This window comes from Pseudoalteromonas sp. NBT06-2 (assembly GCF_002276045.1).
Taxonomy (GTDB): Bacteria; Pseudomonadota; Gammaproteobacteria; order Enterobacterales; family Alteromonadaceae; genus Pseudoalteromonas.
Map to the genome: position 1 here is coordinate 1 of NZ_NQMR01000072.1, position 21,813 is coordinate 21,813.

General features: G+C 36.2%; 20 protein-coding genes. 5 read left to right on the plus strand and 15 right to left on the minus strand.

Annotated features, from left to right (window positions below):
* Position 1: 1 nt before the first annotated feature.
* From CJF42_RS14565 to sdhC, 9 genes are all read right to left on the minus strand, one after another.
* Positions 2 to 316, minus strand: a complete 315-nt coding sequence (locus tag CJF42_RS14565) for a hypothetical protein (protein WP_095367393.1) — start codon at positions 314 to 316, stop codon at positions 2 to 4.
* Positions 317 to 594: 278 nt separating this feature from the next.
* Entirely contained in the window at positions 595 to 1,467 is an 873-nt protein-coding gene (gene sucD / locus CJF42_RS14570) for a succinate--CoA ligase subunit alpha (protein WP_095367394.1), read from the minus strand.
* Positions 1,467 to 2,633, minus strand: coding sequence for an ADP-forming succinate--CoA ligase subunit beta (gene sucC / locus CJF42_RS14575; RefSeq protein WP_095367395.1), 1,167 nt, complete (start codon positions 2,631 to 2,633; stop codon positions 1,467 to 1,469). The genes sucD and sucC overlap by 1 nt, the downstream gene beginning before the upstream one ends.
* A 229-nt stretch (positions 2,634 to 2,862) precedes the next feature.
* Positions 2,863 to 4,335 (minus strand): 2-oxoglutarate dehydrogenase complex dihydrolipoyllysine-residue succinyltransferase, encoded by a 1,473-nt coding sequence (odhB, locus tag CJF42_RS14580; RefSeq protein ID WP_095367396.1) that lies wholly within the window; start codon positions 4,333 to 4,335, stop codon positions 2,863 to 2,865.
* 10 nt (positions 4,336 to 4,345) lie between these two features.
* On the minus strand, positions 4,346 to 7,159 hold the full coding sequence (gene sucA, locus CJF42_RS14585; RefSeq protein ID WP_095367397.1) for a 2-oxoglutarate dehydrogenase E1 component: 2,814 nt from the start codon (positions 7,157 to 7,159) through the stop codon (positions 4,346 to 4,348).
* Positions 7,160 to 7,253: 94 nt separating this feature from the next.
* Positions 7,254 to 7,970: a succinate dehydrogenase iron-sulfur subunit gene (locus CJF42_RS14590; protein ID WP_095367398.1), complete on the minus strand. Its 717-nt coding sequence runs from the start codon at positions 7,968 to 7,970 to the stop codon at positions 7,254 to 7,256.
* 10 nt (positions 7,971 to 7,980) lie between these two features.
* On the minus strand, positions 7,981 to 9,750 hold the full coding sequence (gene sdhA / locus CJF42_RS14595; protein WP_095367399.1) for a succinate dehydrogenase flavoprotein subunit: 1,770 nt from the start codon (positions 9,748 to 9,750) through the stop codon (positions 7,981 to 7,983).
* Positions 9,751 to 10,098 carry a succinate dehydrogenase, hydrophobic membrane anchor protein gene (gene sdhD / locus CJF42_RS14600; RefSeq protein WP_095367400.1) on the minus strand — a complete coding sequence of 116 codons (348 nt, stop codon included), beginning with the start codon at positions 10,096 to 10,098 and terminating at the stop codon, positions 9,751 to 9,753. It abuts the gene before it with no gap.
* Positions 10,089 to 10,466, minus strand: a complete 378-nt coding sequence (gene sdhC / locus CJF42_RS14605; protein ID WP_095367430.1) for a succinate dehydrogenase, cytochrome b556 subunit — start codon at positions 10,464 to 10,466, stop codon at positions 10,089 to 10,091. The genes sdhD and sdhC overlap by 10 nt, the downstream gene beginning before the upstream one ends.
* 417 nt (positions 10,467 to 10,883) lie before the next feature.
* On the opposite strand from sdhC, the gene CJF42_RS14610 reads away from it, so the two are divergent.
* From CJF42_RS14610 to CJF42_RS14625, 4 genes are all read left to right on the plus strand, one after another.
* Positions 10,884 to 12,170, plus strand: a complete 1,287-nt coding sequence (locus CJF42_RS14610; RefSeq protein WP_095367401.1) for a citrate synthase — start codon at positions 10,884 to 10,886, stop codon at positions 12,168 to 12,170.
* Positions 12,171 to 12,300: 130 nt separating this feature from the next.
* A complete protein-coding gene (locus tag CJF42_RS14615) occupies positions 12,301 to 13,518 on the plus strand; it encodes an aminotransferase class V-fold PLP-dependent enzyme (protein ID WP_095367402.1) in 1,218 nt (405 codons plus the stop codon).
* 15 nt (positions 13,519 to 13,533) lie between these two features.
* On the plus strand, positions 13,534 to 13,950 hold the full coding sequence (locus tag CJF42_RS14620) for a SufE family protein (protein ID WP_095367403.1): 417 nt from the start codon (positions 13,534 to 13,536) through the stop codon (positions 13,948 to 13,950).
* A gap of 112 nt (positions 13,951 to 14,062) precedes the next feature.
* Positions 14,063 to 16,120, plus strand: a complete 2,058-nt coding sequence (locus CJF42_RS14625; RefSeq protein WP_095367404.1) for a TonB-dependent receptor domain-containing protein — start codon at positions 14,063 to 14,065, stop codon at positions 16,118 to 16,120.
* Between the two features lie 41 nt (positions 16,121 to 16,161).
* On the opposite strand, the gene CJF42_RS14630 is transcribed toward CJF42_RS14625, so the two are convergent.
* The 6 genes from CJF42_RS14630 to bioB all read right to left on the minus strand — a co-directional run bounded on the left by CJF42_RS14630 (position 16,162) and on the right by bioB (position 20,378).
* Positions 16,162 to 16,344, minus strand: a complete 183-nt coding sequence (locus tag CJF42_RS14630) for a hypothetical protein (protein ID WP_095367405.1) — start codon at positions 16,342 to 16,344, stop codon at positions 16,162 to 16,164.
* Between the two features lie 65 nt (positions 16,345 to 16,409).
* Positions 16,410 to 16,604, minus strand: coding sequence for a YwbE family protein (locus CJF42_RS14635; protein ID WP_095367406.1), 195 nt, complete (start codon positions 16,602 to 16,604; stop codon positions 16,410 to 16,412).
* A 15-nt stretch (positions 16,605 to 16,619) separates the two neighbouring features.
* Complete coding sequence (bioD, locus tag CJF42_RS14640) at positions 16,620 to 17,318, minus strand: dethiobiotin synthase (RefSeq protein WP_095367431.1); 699 nt, start codon at positions 17,316 to 17,318, stop codon at positions 16,620 to 16,622.
* A gap of 19 nt (positions 17,319 to 17,337) precedes the next feature.
* Entirely contained in the window at positions 17,338 to 18,126 is a 789-nt protein-coding gene (locus tag CJF42_RS14645; RefSeq protein WP_095367407.1) for a methyltransferase domain-containing protein, read from the minus strand.
* On the minus strand, positions 18,123 to 19,271 hold the full coding sequence (locus CJF42_RS14650) for an 8-amino-7-oxononanoate synthase (RefSeq protein WP_095367408.1): 1,149 nt from the start codon (positions 19,269 to 19,271) through the stop codon (positions 18,123 to 18,125). The genes CJF42_RS14645 and CJF42_RS14650 overlap by 4 nt, the downstream gene beginning before the upstream one ends.
* A gap of 75 nt (positions 19,272 to 19,346) precedes the next feature.
* On the minus strand, positions 19,347 to 20,378 hold the full coding sequence (gene bioB / locus CJF42_RS14655) for a biotin synthase BioB (RefSeq protein ID WP_095367409.1): 1,032 nt from the start codon (positions 20,376 to 20,378) through the stop codon (positions 19,347 to 19,349).
* 98 nt (positions 20,379 to 20,476) lie between these two features.
* Here bioB and bioA point away from each other — a divergent pair, with 98 nt between their 5' ends.
* Complete coding sequence (gene bioA / locus CJF42_RS14660) at positions 20,477 to 21,769, plus strand: adenosylmethionine--8-amino-7-oxononanoate transaminase (protein ID WP_095367410.1); 1,293 nt, start codon at positions 20,477 to 20,479, stop codon at positions 21,767 to 21,769.
* Positions 21,770 to 21,813 lie beyond the last annotated feature (44 nt).

The following is a 21,813-nucleotide window of genomic DNA, read 5'->3' on the forward strand; positions in this document are numbered from 1 at the left end:
TTTAAATAATCTGATTGGTATTATTTTGCTTTTTAGCTCCCTTAGCCATTTTATCCTCACCTGTATCTCCATCCGAAACCAAATGACCGACATCTGTGATATTCATTACATGCTTGACATTATAATCATTAATTTCTAATACTCTTCTGAGTACATCTGTAAAGATATATGTTCTTAAATTTCCAAGATGTGCATAATCATAAACTGTTGGCCCACAAGCGTATAAGCCGACATTATTTTTATTTATCGATTTAAATGGTCGAATTTTTCGTTCATATGTATCATATATTTCTAATTTTTTGGTTTTATATTCCATTATCATCTCACTATTTATATTTATAATAAGGCACAAAAAAAGGCCATAGATTTCTCTACGGCCTTTTTAAAAATTTATTTTAAAATTAGATACTAAAAGTTTGCCGCAGTGATTTACAGCAGCAGCAAGAGTGAAGCTTTTTATTATTAGTTATTTTAGTATTTATTTTCATGTTTTCGATACTAACATTAATATTTTAATTTGTTAAATAACTTTATTTTACACATTAAAAAAGGCCACCTAAGTGACCTTTTTATAAACATAAACTAAATGGTTGATTACCAGCCAGTTTTTTCTGTAAGAGCTTTACCGATCTCAGCAAGTGAGCGTACAGTTTTAACACCAGCAGCTTCTAATGCAGCAAATTTCTCGTCAGCAGTACCTTTACCGCCAGCGATAATAGCTCCAGCGTGACCCATGCGCTTACCCTCTGGAGCAGTAACACCAGCAATGTAAGATACAACAGGTTTAGTCACGTTTGCTTTGATGTATTCTGCAGCTTCTTCTTCCGCAGTTCCACCTATTTCACCAATCATTACGATTGCTTCTGTCTGTGGATCTTTTTCGAACATTTCTAGAACGTCGATAAAGTTAGTACCTGGAATTGGATCTCCGCCGATACCAACACAAGTAGATTGACCGAAACCAGCATCAGTAGTTTGTTTAACAGCTTCATAAGTTAAAGTCCCCGAACGCGATACGATGCCTACTTTACCTGGCTTATGAATGTGGCCAGGCATAATACCAATCTTAGTCTCACCTGGAGTGATAACACCTGGACAGTTAGGACCAATCATTCGAACACCAGAAGTATCTAGTTTAACTTTTACATCAACCATATCTAATGTAGGAATACCTTCAGTGATACACACGATCAGTTCGATGCCAGCATCGATTGCTTCTAAGATTGCATCTTTACAGAAAGGTGCTGGTACATAGATAACAGATGCTGTTGCACCCGTAGTTTCTACAGCATCACGAACTGTATTAAATACAGGTAAACCAAGGTGAGTTTGTCCACCTTTACCAGGAGAAACGCCACCAACCATTTGCGTACCATACTCAAGCGCTTGCTCAGAGTGGAAAGTGCCTTGGCCGCCAGTAAAACCTTGACAGATTACTTTTGTATCTTTATTGATTAATACAGACATTATTTGCCCTCCGCAGCAGCAACTACTTTTTCAGCAGCATCAGTTAAAGACACTGCAGCAATGATGTCAACATCAGAGTTTGCTAATACTTCACGACCAGCTTCAGCGTTAGTACCCTCAAGACGTACAACAACTGGTACACTGACTCCAACTTCTTTAACTGCACCAATGATACCTTCAGCAATCATGTCACAACGTACGATTCCGCCAAAAATGTTAACTAAAACAGCTTTAACGTTTTCATCAGAAAGAATTATCTTAAATGCTTCTGCAACACGCTCTTTCGTTGCGCCGCCACCAACATCAAGGAAGTTAGCTGGCTTGCCACCATGTAGGTTTACGATGTCCATAGTACCCATCGCAAGGCCTGCACCATTCACCATACAACCCACGTTACCATCAAGAGCAACGTAGTTTAGTTCCCATTGTGCAGCTTGTGCTTCACGCTCATCTTCTTGAGATGGATCGTGGAACGCACGGATTTTAGGTTGACGGTATAAAGCGTTACCATCAATACCAATTTTGCCGTCTAAACAGTGAAGATTACCTTCGTCAGTAATAACTAACGGGTTGATTTCTAATAAAGCAAAATCGAAATCTTGGAACATTTTAGCAAGACCCATAAAGATCTTAACAAATTGCTTCATTTGAGTCGGATTTAAATCTAATTTGAAACCTAATTCACGTGCTTGGTAAGGTTGAGCGCCAACAAGTGGATCAATCTCAGCTTGATGAATTAATTCAGGAGTCTCTTCTGCAATCTTTTCAATGTCCACACCGCCTTCGGTAGAAGCCATAAAAACGATTTTTTGTGAAGCACGGTCAACAACAGCACCAAGATATAACTCGTTAGCGATGTCAGTACAGCTTTCAACTAAAATTTTAGCTACAGGTTGACCATTTTCATCAGTTTGGTAAGTAACTAAGTTTTTACCTAACCAATGTTGTGCGAAATTTTTAATTTCTTCTTTAGTTTTAACTAACTTAACACCGCCAGCTTTACCGCGACCGCCTGCGTGAACTTGAGTTTTAACAACCCACATATTACCACCGATTTTGTCGGCGGCTTCAGCAGCTTCGTGAGGAGTATCACAAGCGAACCCCTCCGACACTGGTAAACCATATTCGGCAAAAAGTTGTTTTGCCTGGTACTCATGCAAATTCATGATGCTTTATCCAATTTATTTGTACTAATCAAGCTGAATTTTTATTCAGCTTCCCAAATTGCGCGGATAGTATAGATCCCCGCACGATACAAAGAAATACCCTGTATCAAGAATTGCCAATAAAATTGATATTTATTCGCAGTTGTTAATTTTCAATCTAAATAAGAGCTAAAAATCAATCAAAAAAAAGCTGCAACCTAAAGTGCAGCTTAAGTATTAATCTAATGTATTATACATCGAGTAATAAACGAGCAGGATCTTCTAGTAACTCTTTAATTGTTACTAAGAAACCAACTGATTCTTTACCATCAATTAATCTATGATCATAAGATAATGCTAAGTACATCATAGGTAAGATTTCAACTTTACCGTTAACTGCCATAGGACGATCTTGGATTTTATGCATTCCAAGAATAGCTGCTTGTGGTAAGTTTAAGATAGGAGTTGAAAGTAATGAACCAAATACACCACCATTAGTGATGGTGAAGTTACCACCTGTCATATCATCGATGGTTAATTTACCATCACGGCCTTTAAGCGCGAGTTCACGAATATTCTTTTCAATTTCTGCGCAAGACATTTTATCACAATCACGCAGTACAGGTGTTACTAGACCACGTGGAGTTGATACTGCAATGCTCATATCAAAGAAGTTATGGTAAACAATATCATCGCCATCAATTGATGCATTAACCGCAGGGAAGCGTTTAAGCGCTTCTGTTACCGCTTTTACATAGAAGGACATGAAGCCTAAACGGATATCATGACGCTTTTCAAATGCATCTTTGTACTGCTTACGAAGATCCATGATTGGTTTCATGTTTACTTCGTTAAATGTTGTTAACATTGCAGTAGAGTTTTTAGCTTCAAGTAAACGTGTAGCAATTGTTTTACGTAAACGAGTCATAGGTACGCGTTTTTGCGTACGCTCACCAACGGGTGCTGCAACCACAGACTCTGGTGCTTTTTTAGCTACTGGTGCAGGTGCTTTTAAGAACTTATCGACGTCTTCTTTAGTGACACGGCCATTTTTACCGGTACCATTAATTTTAGAAGCATCTAGACCTTTTTCTGCTATTAGGCGACGTACAGAAGGAGTTAATACATCTGAGCTTTCATCTGAAACCGCTGGAGCGCTTACTGACACCTCAGAAGCAGGTGCTGCGCCAGCAAGGATTTTACCGATTAATTGTTCTCCAAGAACTGTATCGCCTTCAGCATGAAGATGTTCGCCCATAACACCATCTTCAGGTGCAACAACTTCAAGAACAACTTTATCAGTTTCAATATCAACTAGATTTTGATCACGTGATATAGCTTCACCTGGTTGAACATGCCATGTAGCGATTGTTGCATCTGCAACTGACTCTGGAAGTACTGGAACATTAATATCCACTGGGTTACCTTCTGATGCTGGCGCTGCAGCTGCAGACGCTTGTGTATTTGCTGGAGTTGCTACAGCACCAGCTGCACCAACTAATGCGATAAGTTGCTCACCTAATACGGTAGCACCTTCTTCTTGGCTAATTTCGGTTACAACACCATCTTCTGGTGAAACAACTTCAAGTACAACTTTATCTGTTTCGATATCTACTAAGTTCTGATCGCGGCTAACAGTATCACCAACTTTTACATGCCAAGTTGCGATTGTTGCATCTGCTACAGATTCAGGAAGAACTGGAACCTTAATTTCGATTGTCATCTCTGGTCCTTTATTTATTAATTGTAAGAGCGTCTGCAACTAATGTTGCTTGTTCAATGTCGTGTAAAGATTTAGAGCCACATGCAGGTGCTGCAGAAGCTGGACGCCCAGCATATTTTAGATATGTACCGGCTGGAATTGCTTGTCTAAAGTGATGCTGAGAACAATACCATGCGCCTTGGTTTTGTGGCTCTTCTTGACACCAAACAAAATCTTTTACGTGACTATAACGTTTGACTATATTTTCCATTTCCGCATGAGGAAATGGGTATAGCTGTTCCATACGAACAATGGCGATGTTATTTAGCTCTTTTGCACGACGCTCTTGTAATAATTCGTAATATACTTTACCACTACAAAATACAACCCGTTCGACATCGTTAACTTTAAGATCATCAATTTCATCTATTACATTATGGAAAACACCTTCAGATAATTCTTCTAAAGAAGAAACAGCTAAAGGATGACGTAATAATGATTTAGGTGTCATTACAATCAGTGGACGACGCAGTGGTCTAACTGATTGGCGGCGTAACATAGCATAAACTTGGGCAGGTGTTGATGGCACACAAACTTGCATATTATGATCGGCACACAGTTGTAAAAAGCGTTCTAGACGAGCAGATGAATGTTCTGGTCCTTGACCTTCATAACCATGAGGTAGCATACAAGTTAAACCACATAAACGACCCCACTTTTGCTCACCGGAACTTAAAAATTGATCAAAAACAACTTGAGCACCGTTAGCGAAATCACCGAACTGTGCTTCCCACATAACTAATGTAGTAGGTTCCGCTGTAGCATAACCATATTCAAAAGCAAGAACAGCAACTTCAGATAAAACTGAATCATATACTTCAAATTTACCTTGACCTTCACGAATGTTTTCTAAAGGTGTAAAGGTAGTACCATCTTTTTGATTATGAATAACAGCATGACGATGGAAGAATGTGCCACGACCAGAATCTTGACCTGTCATACGAATATCATTACCATCATTGACAATTGAAGCATATGCTAAGTTTTCAGCCATGCCCCAATCTAAAGGCTTTTCACCAGCAGCCATTAATTTACGATCAACGTAAATTTTTGCTACACGTGATTGTGCTTTAGTATCATCAGGATATTTTGAGATATTTGTAGCAAGTGTTCTAAGTTTTTCAACTGAAAGGCTACCATCGTATTCTGCATCCCAATCATGACCAACAAAACTACTCCAGTCAGATGAATGTGATGTTTCAGGTAGTTTTTCTTCAACAACACATTTTCCCTCATCTAAACTGTTGCGATAATCATTTGCAATTTTCTTGGATTCTTCAAGTGAAATAACATTTTCAGCATTAAGTTGTTCAGCATAAATCTGACGAGGAACTGGATGTTTTTTAATTTTTTGATACATAATAGGCTGAGTTGCATTTGGCTCATCAGCTTCATTATGACCGTGACGGCGATAACACACTAAATCAATTACGATGTCACGTTTAAATTTATTACGGTAATCAAGCGCAATTTGCGTTACTAAAGTAACCGCTTCAGGATCATCCGAATTTACGTGAAAGATAGGCGCTTGAACCATTTTTGCAATATCAGTACAGTACTCAGTAGAACGCACATCTTCTTGCTTCGATGTTGTAAAACCAACTTGGTTATTTACAACTATGCGAATTGTTCCACCTACGCTAAAGGCGCGTGTTTGTGATAAATTAAATGTTTCTTGTACAACACCTTGACCTGCAATTGCAGAATCTCCATGTAAAGTAATGGGTAATGCTTTTGAGCCATCTTTACAACCTAAGCGATCAAGACGCGCACGAACAGAGCCCATTACAACAGGATTTACGATTTCTAAGTGAGATGGGTTAAATGATAATGCCATATGAACATTGCCACCTTTGGTAGCAAAATCACATGAATAACCCATATGATACTTAACATCTCCTGAACCTAAATTAACTTGTGCTTTACCAGCAAATTCATCGAATAAATTTGATGGGTTTTTACCTAGCACATTTAAAAGTACGTTAAGACGACCACGGTGAGCCATACCAATAACAACTTCTTTTTGCCCGCTTTCGCCAGCACGGTGAACAAGTTCTTTTAACATTGGAACTAACGAATCACCACCTTCAAGTGAGAAACGTTTTGCACCTGGGAACTTCGCACCTAAATATTTTTCAAGACCATCAGCTGCTGTTAATCCCTGAAGGATTCGCAGTTTCGATTCTTTAGTGAAGTTTGGCGTAGACTGGACTGACTCAAAACGATGTTGTAACCAACGTTTTTCTTCTGTCGAAGTGATATGCATATATTCAACGCCAATAGAACCACAGTAGGTAGTTTTTAGTGCTTTATATAGCTCACCTAAAGGCATGGTATCTTTGCCAATGGCAAAAGAACCTACATTAAATTCGCGTTCGAAGTCTGATTCAGATAAGTCGTGATGCGAAAGCTCTAATTCACGAATTTTATCTCGTTTCCACAAATCGAGAGGATCAAGATTGGCACTTTGATGGCCTCTAAATCGAAATGCATTAATTAGTTGTAGAACTTTGACCTGCTTCGCATCAGCTGCTCCACCGGTCGCAACAACGACTTCTTTATGTTTGTTTTTTGCAAGCGTTTGAAATTGTGCTCTGATATCTGAGTGTTTCGCCTCAACATCAACACCATCTACTTTTGGTAAGTGGTCGAACACTTCACGCCATTCATTTGGCACCGAAGTCGCATCATCTAAATACGCTTCATATAGGTCTTCTACATAAGCGACGTTTCCGCCATTCATGTGAGATGAATCTAACCATGCCTTCATTACACCTTCGTGCATTTATAAGCCCTTTTCTCTAGCGCAGAAATAGTTTAACACAAAGATAGCCATAAGATTGATATATAGCCATCTAAATATTGTTAAATCTGGTTACTTAGATAGAACGGTTAAGTAACATAGATTTGATATTACCAATAGCCTTAGTTGGATTAAGGCCTTTTGGACACACACTGACACAATTCATGATCCCGTGACAACGGAAAACACTAAATGCATCATCAAGATCTGCTAAACGTTCTTCTGTTGCTGTATCGCGAGAATCCACAAGAAAACGATACGCATGAAGAAGACCAGCAGGTCCTATAAACTTGTCTGGATTCCACCAAAATGATGGACAAGACGTTGAACAACATGCACATAAAATACATTCGTATAATCCATCTAGCTTATCACGCTCTTCAATACTTTGAAGGTGCTCACGCGCTGGAGGATTAATATCATTGTTGATCAAATAAGGTTTTACTTTTTCGTACTGAGTATAGAATTGCGTCATATCAATTACTAAATCACGTACTACAGGTAGACCAGGAAGTGGACGTATTACAATTGCTTTATTGCCTCTTTTCAGAGTCGATAAAGGCGTAATACAGGCTAATCCATTTTTACCATTCATGTTAAGACCATCAGAACCACATACACCTTCTCGACATGAACGTCTAAAGGATAGGGTTGGATCTTGCTCTTTTAACTGGATTAATGCATCCAGTACCATAATATCGCTACCATCTTCTAATACAAGTTGGTATTCTTGCATACGTGGTGCCGTATCAACATCAGGATTATAACGATAGATTGAAAATGCTAAGTTCATCGAACTGCTCCTAGTATGTACGTGCTTTAGGTGGAAAAGCTTCACGATGCACTGGCGCCATGTTTACATCACGCTTTGTCATTTCTTCAGTAGAAGGTGAATAGATAGAATGGCATAACCAGTTTTTATCATCACGTTCAGTGAAATCTTGACGGGCATGTGCACCACGAGATTCAGTACGAAAGTTAGCAGCTTTTGCAGAACAGAAAGCAGTTTCCATTAAGTTATCCAGCTCTAAACATTCAATACGCTGCGTATTGAACTCTGTTGATTTATCATCAAGACGTGCATGCTGCAAACGTTCACGAATTTCAGTTAACTCTTTCATGCCTTGTGCCATAGCATCACCTTCACGGAATACCGAGAAGTTTAATTGCATACATTGTTGAAGGTCTTTTTTGATTTGAACAGGATCTTCACCTTGTCCAGGTTTAGAGCTTTCCCACCTATTGAAACGAGCAAGAGCTGATTCAACATCTGAATTAGAATGTTCTGAAGATTGTGTATCATTCAAGTATGTACCAAGGAAATTACCCGCAGCACGACCAAATACAACTAAATCTAATAATGAGTTTCCGCCTAAACGGTTAGCACCATGTACAGATACACATGCAATTTCGCCTACTGCAAATAAACCGTCAACGATTTTTTCGTTACCGTTATGATCAATAGATAATGCTTGACCGTTTACATTACACGGTACACCACCCATTTGGTAATGACATGTAGGAATAACTGGAATTGGTTCTTTAACAGGATCAACGTGGGCGAATGTTCTTGATAAATCACACACTCCTGGTAAACGCTTTTCTAATGTTTCTTGACCTAAATGATCAAGTTTAAGCTTTATATGTGGACCCCAAGGACCATCACAACCACGACCTTCACGGATCTCTGTCATCATAGAACGTGCCACAACATCACGACCAGCAAGATCTTTAGCATTTGGAGCATAGCGCTCCATGAAACGCTCGCCATCTTTATTTAAAAGATAACCGCCTTCACCACGACAACCTTCTGTAACAAGTACACCAGCTCCCGCTATACCAGTTGGATGGAACTGCCACATTTCCATATCTTGCATTTGTATGTCTGCACGAAGTGACATACCAACACCATCACCTGTATTGATGTGTGCATTGGTTGTTGATGCAAAAATACGACCTGCGCCACCTGTTGCCAAAACAGTTGCACGAGATTTAAAGAAAACCACTTCACCTGATTCAATATCAATTGCAGTACAACCTATAACGGCACCTTCTTGATTTTTGACTAAATCAAGTGCGTACCATTCAGAAAATACGTTTGTTTTATTTTTAACATTTTGCTGGTATAAACAATGAAGTAAAGCATGGCCTGTACGGTCTGCTGCTGCTGCTGTACGTGCTGCTTGCTCACCACCAAAGTTTCTCGATTGGCCACCAAATGGTCTTTGATAGATAGTACCATTTTCAAAACGAGAAAAAGGCAGACCCATCTTATCTAATTCGATAATTGCTTCTGGACCTGTTTTACACATATATTCGATAGCATCTTGGTCACCGATAAAATCGGAACCCTTAACAGTATCATACATGTGCTGCTCCCAATGATCTTCATGACTATTACCTAGCGCAACAGTGATACCACCTTGTGCTGATACTGTATGAGAACGTGTAGGAAAAACTTTAGAAATAAGTGCACAGGTTTTACCTGATTCTGTAATAGCAAGCGCTGCACGCATGCCGGCACCGCCAGCACCAATTACAACTGAGTCAAATTCACGAACTGAATAATTCACTTACACACCCCACAATACAAATAAACCAACCGCAACATACACAAATGACATCATGTTCAAAATAAAGCCTAATACTGCACGTAATTTTGCAGATTTAACGTAATCAGTTAGTACTTGCCATAAACCTATTTGTGTATGTAACATCATGCAGACTAAAGCTGAAAATGTAAAAACTTTAACAGCTAAGTTTGAAAATAATCCCTGCCAAGCCTCGAAAGTGACTTGTGGAGTTGTTAAGAAATAACCAATAATGAATAACGAATATGCCGTTAATATTAATGCTGTAACACGTAAAGATACAAAATCTTGTACGCCATTACGTTTTAGAGATGCTTGATTTACAACCATATCCATACCCCTGCTAATACTGCAGCTACAGCCCACAAAATAAGTGAGATTGTTGCGCTGTTATTGCCTGATTCAAGTTCTTCCCAATATCCCATATCCATAATGATATGACGGATACCACCGATAATGTGATATGCCAATACAGTGACAGTACCCCATGCAATGAACTTGGCAACGAACCCACTAAATAGGCCCTTTACAAATTCAAAATTTTCTGGTGATGAAAGAGACTCTGACCAAGCCCAAATTACAAAAGTTAAAGCAAAAAACAACGCAACACCGGTTACACGGTGCAAAATTGACGCTTTAGCAGTTGCAGGCATAGAAATAGTCGATAGATCGAGATTTACAGGTCTTTGCTTTTTCACAGTTACTTGCCCATCTGGCCCATTTAGGACCCAACTATTGTTTTTACACACCCATCTAATCTTATTGAATTTAATAAAATAAAATGGAACTATCAAAATAAACAAACCCACTAAGGTGACGAGCCAAAACAGGTACTACACGTTTACTTCAGATGCAGTAGGTTTAATTCATAAGAATAAACCTTACTTAGTATATATTCCCCCTGAAGATTTTACAATTTTTGTTTAATTATAATACCTTGCAAATTAGCCTTTAGTATACTATTCAATCTTTTCTGAATATTTATCATACTTTTTTGCATTATTTTCCATTAATATTGACTTTTATCCCCATTTATACGTTAAAATAGAACTAATTTGCTTAACAATAGACTTAAAATCATAACAATTGATTTGTTATAACAGGAGATGATTTAGATGGCAGACAAGAAAGCAGTACTTCATATCGATGGTCTTGAACCAATTGAGTTACCAATTTATTCAGGCACAGCTGGTCAAGATGTAATCGACGTACGTACTTTAGGCGCTCACAACCATTTCACATACGACCCAGGCTTTATGTCTACAGGTTCTTGTGAATCAGCTATCACTTTCATCGACGGTGCTAAAGGTGTTCTTTTACATCGTGGTTATCCAATAGACCAACTTGCAGAACAGTCTAACTACCTTGAATTATGTTACTTGTTACTTGAAGGCGAATTGCCAAACAAAAAGCAGATGGCTATTTTCGAAAATGAGATAACTACAAATACTATGATGCACGAGAAAATAGGTGCATTTTTCCAAGGTTTTCGTGTAGATGCACACCCTATGGCTATGCTATGTGGTGTTGTTGGTGCTTTATCTTCATTCTATCATGATGATTTAGATATCACTGATCCAGAACAACGTAAACGTAGCGCTGTTAAATTAGTTGCAAAATTACCAACAATATCTGCAATGGCTTACAAATACACAATAGGTCAACCATTTGTTTACCCTAAAAATGAGTTAAGCTACGCAGAAAACTTTTTACATATGATGTTTTCTGTACCTGCTGAAGAATACAAAGTAAGTCCTGTTCTTGCCAAAGCAATGGACCGCATTTTCATGCTTCATGCAGATCATGAGCAAAATGCTTCAACTTCAACAGTACGTATCGCAGGCTCTTCAGGCGCTAATCCATATGCTTGTATCGCTGCTGGCGTTGCTTCACTTTGGGGTCCTGCTCATGGTGGTGCGAACGAAGCATGTTTAACTATGCTTGAAGAAATAGGTACTGCTGACCGTATTCAAGAGTATGTTGCTAAAGCTAAAGATAAAAATGACCCATTCCGTCTAATGGGCTTTGGTCATCGTGTTTATAAAAACTTCGATCCACGTGCGACAGTTATGCGTCAAACTTGCCATGAAGTTTTAAAAGAGTTAAATATACAAGATCCATTACTAGAAGTTGCTATGGGCCTAGAAAAAATTGCTTTAGAAGACCCGTACTTTATTGAGAAAAAACTATACCCTAATGTAGATTTCTACTCAGGTATCATATTAAAAGCAATTGGTATTCCAACAAGTATGTTCACTGTTATCTTCGCGATGGCACGCACTGTTGGTTGGATTTCACATTGGGATGAAATGTTATCTCAACCTGGTCAAAAAATTGGCCGTCCTCGCCAAATGTATACTGGTTATACTAAGCGTGACTACGATAACGCTGATAAAAGATAATTATTAGTCAATAATGAATAAGGTACACCTAGAATGTACCTTATTCTTATAATTCAACTATTACTTCTATCTCGCTTTTATTGTACAATTCCCTTAATATACCGCTTTATTTTCTGTTTGATTTTATATAATGCTAGATATTGATAAAGTACGAAAAAAATTTCCTATTTTAAAACAAGTAGTTAACAAGCAACCTCTTATATATTTCGACTCAGGTGCCACAAGTCAAAAACCACAATGTGTTATAGATTCAATAAATTATTTTTACTCAAATTCAAATTCAAATGTTCATCGTGGTATACATACCTTAGGTGATCGTGCGACTGTTTCATATGAAGAGGCACGTAATAAAGTAGCAAAGTTTATAAATGCTCAAGCTAAAGAAATTGTATGGACTAAAGGAGCTACGGAATCTCTTAACTTATTAGCTAATGGTCTTTCGAACTTTTTACATCCAGGGGATGTAATATTAATCAGTGCGTTAGAACATCATGCAAATATAGTCCCTTGGCAACAAGTTTGTGCTAACACTGGCGCTATTTTAAAAATAATCCCTCTAGATGAGACTACTGAAAAAATAAAATTAGAAACTACATACCAACTAATTGATCTTTATAAACCTAAAATACTGAGTATTTCTCATGCTTCGAACACTTTAGGAAACATTCAACCTATAACGGATATCATTCAATACAGCAAAAAATACCAGACAATTACAATTATTGATGGTGCTCAAGCTTTTATGCACTTAAGGCCTGACATGTTAAAATTAAATTGTGATTTTTATGTGTTTTCTGCCCATAAATCGCTTGGTCCAACAGGTTTAGGTGGTTTATATGGTAAATATGAACTATTAAATTCCTTACCCGTTTATCAAACCGGAGGGGAAATGATTAAATCAGTCAGCTTCGACACTAGTACTTTTACCGATGCTCCTGGAAAGTTTGAAGCGGGTACACCCAATATATCAGGGGTAATTTCATTTGGTTGTGCCATAGATTTTATGAACAAAATAGACTTTTTAGATCAAAAAACACACGAGAAGTCACTTTTTATATATTTAAAATCCCAACTTGAAAAAATTTCAGGTATTATATTATATGGTGATTTAGAACTAAATATAGGTACTATTAGTTTTAATTACAAAAATGAGCACCCTTTTGATATCGCAACTTTATTAGACCAATGCGGTATTGCTGTAAGAGTTGGCAATCACTGTACACAGCCTTTAATGAGATGTTTAAATATTGAAGGAACAGTCCGTATCAGCTTAGCTTTTTATAATACAAAAAATGAAATTCAACAATTTATTATACATCTAAAACAGTGTTTATCGCTATTAGATTAACAAACAAGTACTAATATGAATGATTCTTATATAAATGTAAAAAATCAAATAACTCAAGCAGGTTCATGGCAAGAAAAATATCGTGAAATTATGACCCTAGGTAAAGAACTTCCAGTTCTTCCTCAAGAACTTAAGGTTGATAGTGCAATAGTTGATGGCTGTGAAAGCAATGTCTGGTTGTATATCAATTTTAATAATGAAGAGCGTAAGTTATTGATAGCCGCAGATTCAGATACCCGAATAGTAAAAGGACTCTTAAGTATTATTTTGTACTTATATTCTGATTTAACACCTAATCAAATCCTTTTGATCGATGCCAATAAAGAATTTGAGGAAATGGCTCTTTTAAAACACCTAAGCCCATCTCGTGGTAATGGAATAAAAGCTATTTTAAATGAAATTAATCGTAAAGCATATTTAATGAATAAATAAACATCTAATATTAATACAAAGACATAATTTGAAACAGTTTTCCCTGAATATCATTGTACAAATCAGTTACAATTGTAAAATACGTTTCAATTAAACAGTTTATATAAATATCATGAATTTTAAAGCCCCCTTTAAGCGTAAGTCTGGTTTGATTAGTCTCTTTATTTTACCTTCTTTATATCTTAGTGCCAATGAATCAAACGTTTCACATAATTCATCCTCTTATCTATCTTCATTTTTCATGCAATACCATCCTCAAAATGCCTACGATATGATAGATAGACTGCCCGGTTTTTCGTTTGATGGTGGCTCAAATGAACGTGGTTTTGGCGGTAATGCTGGAAATGTATTAATTGATGGGTCGCGCCCTACTTCGAAATCAGGTGGCCTCAGGGCCGCTTTAATCAGAATTCCAGTAGAGCAAGTTGAAAAAATTGAAATAATTCGAGGTGGTAAAGGCTCAAGTGAAGTAGCTGGACAATCTGTTATCGCAAATATCATACGTAAAAAAAATATCACAAGTGGCACTTGGGCTATTAAAGCAAGAAGAGCACCAGATGATGATTTAAGGCCAAATATAGAGGCTGCGATCACAACGCAAATAGGTCAATGGGATACTACTTTTGATACGGACATTGGTGGTTGGGTCGGTTATAGAACAGCTATTGTTGAAAATAAAGATAGTGAAGACGAAATAACAAAAAGTGCCAATGAAATTCGAGATGAAAAAAATAACTTTGGATATATTAATACCCAAGGTGCAAAAAAATTTACAACAGGTAAACTCACACTCAATGGTCGAGTGGGTGGTGAACAATGGCAAGGAGATATAACAAGAGATATCACTCATAGCGACTCACCCACTGTACAAATTGATGAATTTTGGCTACTCAATGAAAATAATACAAATACAGAGCTTGAGTTTGGTATAGATTGGGTTGGAAATGATAATGACTGGAAATGGCACATATTAGGTTTAGCTGTTAACAAAAAACAAAATTATGAAAATGCTTTTCACCAAAACTATTTATCCCAAGATAATAACTCTGATAGTAAATTCAAACAAGATCGACATAAAACAGAGTATATATTTAGAAATACCTATGGAAAAATTAGCGATAGTAAGTTTAAACCTGAATATGGCTTTGAGATAGCAAACAATAAACTTGATACAGAATTAGAGTATATTGAGAATAACCAAGTCCTAAATCTTGAGGCTGCTAATGTTGTCGTAGAAGAATTTAGAGGTGAAGCCTTTGTAACTTTTGTATACACCGCAACAGATGATTTATCAATTGAGGGTGGCTTAACTGGTGAAATTTCAAAAATCGAATTGACCGGTGATGCAACAAACGAACAAACATTCAAATTTTTAAAGCCGAGATTATCAGCTAACTATAGTATTAATTCCGACTTACAATTAAATATCTTGGCTGAGCATAACGTAGGGCAACTTAATTTTAATGATTTTGCAGCAAGTACAGATACCACTGACGATCGGAATACAGCGGGGAACCCAAACCTCGCACCAAATCAATATACTGAATTAAGTACTAAGCTTGATTGGGGATTCAGTGAGAAAGGAAGCTTATCTGTTAACCTTTATTATAAATGGCATACAGATATATTAGAGTACATTATATTACCATCAGATAACGGTAATGTAAGTCATGCTATAGGAAATGCTGGCGATGCCATTTTTTGGGGTTTTGAAACGGATCTTAATTTACCTTTAGATAGCTTTATTCCTAATGGTTTACTTGAAATTTCTTATGAATATAATCGCTCCGAGTATTTTGATTCTATTATCAATCAAGATCGTATTATCAATGATTATACTCCTGAGCAGTTTAATATTGAATTTAGACAGGATTTAACAGAGTACAAATTAGCTTGGGGAGTTGAGTTAATCAGTCATTTTACTGATACTTTTTATCTTGTAGATGAAATTCGTACTTTTGAGGGAAATAATCGTATTGAAGCATTTATTGAAACGACTTATTTTGATGGCCTTAAAGTACAACTTCTAGTAGAACATCTTAACACTGGAGAATATACACGATCTAGATTTATTTATGAGGATGATCGTTCTGGTATATTCGAAGGTAGTCAGATCGAAAAAAGAAAAAGAGAACCTGAGATTAAACTCTCTGTATGGGGCACTTTTTAAATCTTAAATTTGTATAAAAGCTTATTGAAATCAATAAGATTTTATACTTTATGCTCTTTATTGAGTCGGGCAATTTCGTACATTGCTTCATCTGTTTCATATTGTGCTTTATCAAACATGTATTTAAACAATTGATCGAATTGCTCAAAATAAGTCGCTGCAGACGTATTGTCGAGAAGCTCTTTTGTAATAAAGTTTATATCTTTGAATTCAAGCTCAGTCATTAAAATATCTTTATAAATAGACGAGTTTTTAATATGTCTAAAATTCTTAATTTGTCCAATAAATATTAACTTAATATTTCTTTAACACGCCCTACTTCTCCCGATTGTAATCTCACTTTGATACCATGGGGATGATTAGATGAATTTGTTAATAAATCTTTTACGATCCCTTGGGTTAATTTTCCTGTTCTTTGGTCTTGTTTTAAAACAATTTTGACTTCCAGACCCGATTTTATATTTGCTCTTTGTGTTCCACTCATATTTATTCTCTTTAATTATTCTAAGTTTAATACTGCTTTTAGTGCTTTATATATCTGTAGTTTTGGCATGCTATTTGATTTTTTATCATGAAAAGGCGCAACCGCTAGTAATGGCATATTGAGCCTTTCTTTTAGAGATTCAATATTTTGTTGCTGCATTGCCATGTTTGGATCTATATGATTTGCTATCCAACCCACGCAATTGATACTCAGAGACTTCATATGTGCTTGAGTTAGTAAAGCATGATTTAAACAACCTAATTTTAAACCCACTACTAAAACAACGGGTATATTTTGTTCACACACCCAATCATATAAATATTCTTTATCATTTATAGGTAATGCCCAACCACCCGCTCCTTCGGTGAACAAATAGTCATCTTTTGTAATTTCATTGTTAATCAACGAATATGCTTTATTGATTCCTTCAACTGTAATTGTTTCATCTTCTATTTTTGATGCTATATGTGGTGCAATAGCTTGTTCATAGATATATGGGTTTATAAGCTTGTACTGTACCGAAACATTACCACTTTCTAACAGTGTTAGAGCATCTTCATTTACAAGTTCGCCAAAGGCATATTCAGCCCCTGCTGCAATAGGTTTGAATCCCAGCACTTTATGTTTTTGTTTTTTGACAAATTTCATCAATAAGCTTGTAATAAATGTTTTACCTACATCTGTATCTGTACCTGTAATAAAATAGCGATTCATTAAATTCATTCTCAATTCTTTATTTTGTTTTTTCTAATGTTAAATATGCAACTTGATAACTCACATCAAACTTTGCTTCACTCTTCGGATAAGCATTTAGTAAGATTTTTAACTGGTTTTTCCCCATTAAACCTTTATTCATTTTTTTTTGTACCATATTAGATGCGCCTATCTGTTTGATAGATTTAATCGCTGATAAAGGATCTGAGAAATGATCTTGATGGCAGTTTAAATCATAACTTTTAAGTTTAAACTTCGCTTGTTCAATATATTTGAGCAAATCTCTGGGTTTAACGAAATCATTTATATGTTTTTCTTTATCTACAGCTTGCCATGCCTGTGCAATTTCTTTTAAAGTACCATCACAGACAATTGTTAAATAGAACTTTGCCCCAGGCTTTAAAATCTGATGAATATTTTTAAGCAACTTAGGCAGGTTTTGTGACCATTGAGTGGCAAAATTACTAAATATGGCATCAAAGCTATTATCTTTAAAAGGTAAACAATCCATATCCGCACACACTTTAAATGTACCTTTGCCATTAATCGTATTAATTTTATCTAACATAGAAATGCTTAAATCGAGAGATACCACTTCAGAATACTTTTGAGATAAAGCGAATGTATTAACACCTGGACCAGCTCCTATATCTAAACATCTACCAGAGTTATTATCTACAATGTGATCTAATAATATTTTTGCACTTTGACTTTGCACACAAGCATGTTCTTTATATTTAAGTGCGGCTTGTGAAAATTTTATTTGTGTTGCAATTTTACACTGTTGCTCTGGGTTTACTAAACTCATAAATTATTTTCAAATACTCTAACAAGTGCATCTATTAAACATGCTATATCACTTTCACTATGCGCTGCTGTAATTGTTATTCTTAATCTAGCTGTATTTTTTGGCACCGTTGGAGGCCTTATTGCGGTCAACCAAATTTTTTTTTGTTTCATTTGATTTGATATATCTAATGCTAATTGTGGATCTTTAACAATAATGGGTTGTATTGGAGTACCTGAATCAAGTAGCTGTACATCAAATTGAGCACAGTTCTTTTTAAAACTTATTTTGAATAAATTTATATTATGTCTAAGTTTATTTCTTTGGGTATTTGCATTAACGACTTCAGTAATTGCATCTTGCGTAACTTTTGCCATAAAAGGAGACATGGCTGTTGAAAAAATATATTCTCTGTTAAATTGCAATAAGTAATCTTTTACCTCATTGCAACACAAAATACAGGCTCCAGAACTGGCAACAGCTTTGCCAAAGGTTAATATTAATAATTCGGGCTTTATTTCTTCACAACTTCCTAAACCAGTATTACCACAAATCCCAAAACCATGCGCATCATCTACCATTAACCAAGCATTATATTTATGAGCTAAGCTCTTCAATTTAGATACGGGCGCTTTATCACCATCCATAGAAAAAACACCTTCAGTCACAATTAATTTATGACGACTATCTGATTTCTCTAATCTTGTAGTTAAGTGTTCTAAATCGTTATGTCTAAAACGTGACATTTTTGCCTTACTAGCTAAACCACCATCAATCAAACTTGCATGATTTAATTTATCTTGAAAAATTTCGGTATCGCTATTACTCATTAAGGTTTTTAATACACTTGCATTAGCACTAAAACCACTACTAAACAGTAAACACGATTCATAACCCATTAACTTTGATAAATAGTTTTCGAGATCTACATGTTCTTGATGAAAGCCCGTTACTAAAGCAGAACTCGTACTTCCCTGTTTAGTATTGCTATCAAGCTTAGTACAGCTGGCATTAACAGATAAATAATCATTACTGGCAAAATTAAGATATTGCTTGTTTTCTATTTCAATAAAACGCTCACTACTCGTTTGAATAACGAAACGTTGTCGGAACAATGATTGTTTTTTTCGCTGATTGATTTGCTCAGATAAGTACTCAAAAGCCATAATAAACCTTAAACGCCTTAAACATAATAAAGAGGTGTAAGCGTTACCCTAATCTCTCTTTATGCTTTAGTTCAATTATGCAGGATAAAACAAATGTTCTGTTGCTTTATCATCTATTGCTTTACTAATTGTGGCTTCATGCGCTTCATCAGAACAACCATGTCTTTGCTCTGGTTTTATACCTAGTTTTCTTAAAAGTTCCATATCAGTATCTGCAGCAGGGTTTTCTGTTGTTAATAATTTAGCGCCATAGAAAATAGAGTTTGCCCCCGCAAAGAAACACATAGATTGCATTTGAGGATTCATTTCTGTACGACCGGCAGATAAACGTACATAACTAAGTGGCATCATAATGCGTGCAGCTGCAATTGTACGAATAAATTCAAAATCATCTAAATCGTCGACATTCTCCAGCGGTGTGCCTTTTACTTTTACCAACATGTTAATTGGCACACTTTCAGGTTGTTTTTCAAGGTTAGCTAACTGCATTAACAAACCATATCTATCATGGGCTTTTTCGCCCATACCAACAATACCACCTGAACACACTTTCATTCCTGCATCACGAACGTGATCAATAGTGTTTAATCTATCTTGGAATGTACGAGTGGTAATGATTTTATCGTAATAATCTTCTGAAGTATCTAAATTATGATTATAATAATCTAATCCTGCTTCGCGTAGAGTATGTGCCTTTTCGTTTGTAAGCATACCTAACGTCATACAGGTTTCTAGACCGAGTTCTTTTACTTCTTTAACCATTTTTTCAATATAAGGCATATCTCTATCTTTAGGATCTGACCAAGCAGCCCCCATACAAAAACGTGTTGCGCCTTTGTTTTTCGCAATTTTAGCTTGTTCAACAACTTTTTCAACTTCTAACAGTCTTTCTTTTTCTAAGGCTGTTTTATGGCGAGCTGACTGTGGGCAGTACGCACAATCTTCAGGGCACGCACCTGTTTTGATAGATAATAAAGTTGATATTTGAACTTCATTTTGTTTGAAATTAGCACGGTGAACCGTCGCTGCTTGAAATAATAAATCGTTAAATGGCATTTCAAACAATTCTTTTACTTGTTGATGCGTCCAGTCGTGACGTACTTGCATATTATTCTCTTTTTATATTTGTCTCACTACATACTGATGGGTTAGTCTACGGAGCAAAGATTGATTGTCAACATTAAAAAAAAATGCAAGGTTAACAAGTGAATAATAAACAATCGCAAATTTCAGTTGATTTAGAATTTGATAAAAAGCATATTTGGCACCCATATACTTCAATGACAGCGCCCTTGCCTGTTTATCCTGTTGTATCAGCTAATAAAAATATCATTACTTTAGAATCAGGAGAGAATCTTATTGATGGTATGGCTTCTTGGTGGAGTGCAATACATGGGTATAATCATCCTGTATTGAACGAAGCACTTACCAATCAAATATCTCAAATGAGTCACATCATGTTTGGTGGCATTACGCATGCTCCCGCTGTGAATTTATGTAAGAAGTTAATTGAAATAACACCCGAACAGCTAACTAAAGTGTTTTTAGCTGATAGCGGTTCTGTCGCTGTAGAAGTAGCTATAAAGATGGCCCTGCAGTACTGGCAAAGCCAAAATATTAAAAATAAAACAAAACTAATGACTGTTACAAAAGGTTATCACGGAGATACCTTCGCAGCTATGAGCATATGTGATCCTATCAACTCCATGCATGCTCTTTATCAAGATTTTTTACCTCAACATATTTTTGCACCTGCACCAATTTCTAGTTTTGATGCTGAATTTGATGCAAATGAACTAAATATTCTAGAAAATTACTTTATTGCACATCATGAAAATGTTGCTGCTTTTATTATAGAACCCATAGTGCAAAATGCTGGCGGTATGAACTTTTATCACCCTGATTACCTTGCAGGATTGAGTGAACTATGTGATAAATATAATGTTTTATTAATTTGTGACGAAATTGCAACTGGTTTTGGTCGTACCGGTAAAATGTTTGCGGTAGAACATGCAAAAATTACTCCTGATATTATGTGTATAGGTAAAGCAATCACAGGTGGTTATATGACACTTTCAGCTACCCTTACCAGTGATAAAATAGCAAAAGGGATTAGTGAAGGTGCAGCAGGAGTCATGATGCATGGTCCTACATTTATGGGAAACCCACTTGCTTGCTCTGTAGCATGTGCCAGTATAGATTTATTGTTAGCATCTAATTGGCAAAATACTGTTCAGGATTTAAACGCTTGGTTAACTCAATTTTTAGCGCCTTGTAATGATTTAGAGCAAGTTGAAAATGTTCGTATTTTGGGTGCTATCGGTGTTGTTGAAATAGACAAGGTTGTAGATGTTGCGCAATTTCAAAAAAAATGTATTGAACAAGGTGTTTGGATCAGACCCTATGGTAAATTGATATATCTTATGCCACCTTATATCACACCTAAAAATGATATCAAAAAGTTAGCCGATGTTATTTATTCTATTTTAGATATATAAACCTTTGTAACACTCAATAATATTCGAGAGAAAGTTTTGAGTGT

Coding starts and splice junctions, on each gene's coding strand:
- bioB (WP_095367409.1), bottom strand. CDS start 20,378: ATGCAAGTACGTCACGACTGGACGCATCAACAAGTAAAAGAATTGTTT.
- odhB (WP_095367396.1), bottom strand. CDS start 4,335: ATGACAATCGAAATTAAGGTTCCAGTTCTTCCTGAATCTGTAGCAGAT.
- CJF42_RS14565 (WP_095367393.1), bottom strand. CDS start 316: ATGGAATATAAAACCAAAAAATTAGAAATATATGATACATATGAACGA.
- CJF42_RS14635 (WP_095367406.1), bottom strand. CDS start 16,604: ATGAGTGGAACACAAAGAGCAAATATAAAATCGGGTCTGGAAGTCAAA.
- CJF42_RS14620 (WP_095367403.1), top strand. CDS start 13,534: ATGAATGATTCTTATATAAATGTAAAAAATCAAATAACTCAAGCAGGT.
- CJF42_RS14650 (WP_095367408.1), bottom strand. CDS start 19,271: ATGGCTTTTGAGTACTTATCTGAGCAAATCAATCAGCGAAAAAAACAA.
- CJF42_RS14645 (WP_095367407.1), bottom strand. CDS start 18,126: ATGAGTTTAGTAAACCCAGAGCAACAGTGTAAAATTGCAACACAAATA.
- bioD (WP_095367431.1), bottom strand. CDS start 17,318: ATGAATCGCTATTTTATTACAGGTACAGATACAGATGTAGGTAAAACA.
- sucC (WP_095367395.1), bottom strand. CDS start 2,633: ATGAATTTGCATGAGTACCAGGCAAAACAACTTTTTGCCGAATATGGT.
- CJF42_RS14590 (WP_095367398.1), bottom strand. CDS start 7,970: ATGAACTTAGCATTTTCAATCTATCGTTATAATCCTGATGTTGATACG.
- CJF42_RS14615 (WP_095367402.1), top strand. CDS start 12,301: ATGCTAGATATTGATAAAGTACGAAAAAAATTTCCTATTTTAAAACAA.
- CJF42_RS14610 (WP_095367401.1), top strand. CDS start 10,884: ATGGCAGACAAGAAAGCAGTACTTCATATCGATGGTCTTGAACCAATT.
- CJF42_RS14630 (WP_095367405.1), bottom strand. CDS start 16,344: ATGACTGAGCTTGAATTCAAAGATATAAACTTTATTACAAAAGAGCTT.
- CJF42_RS14625 (WP_095367404.1), top strand. CDS start 14,063: ATGAATTTTAAAGCCCCCTTTAAGCGTAAGTCTGGTTTGATTAGTCTC.
- sdhD (WP_095367400.1), bottom strand. CDS start 10,098: ATGGTTGTAAATCAAGCATCTCTAAAACGTAATGGCGTACAAGATTTT.
- sucD (WP_095367394.1), bottom strand. CDS start 1,467: ATGTCTGTATTAATCAATAAAGATACAAAAGTAATCTGTCAAGGTTTT.
- sucA (WP_095367397.1), bottom strand. CDS start 7,159: ATGCACGAAGGTGTAATGAAGGCATGGTTAGATTCATCTCACATGAAT.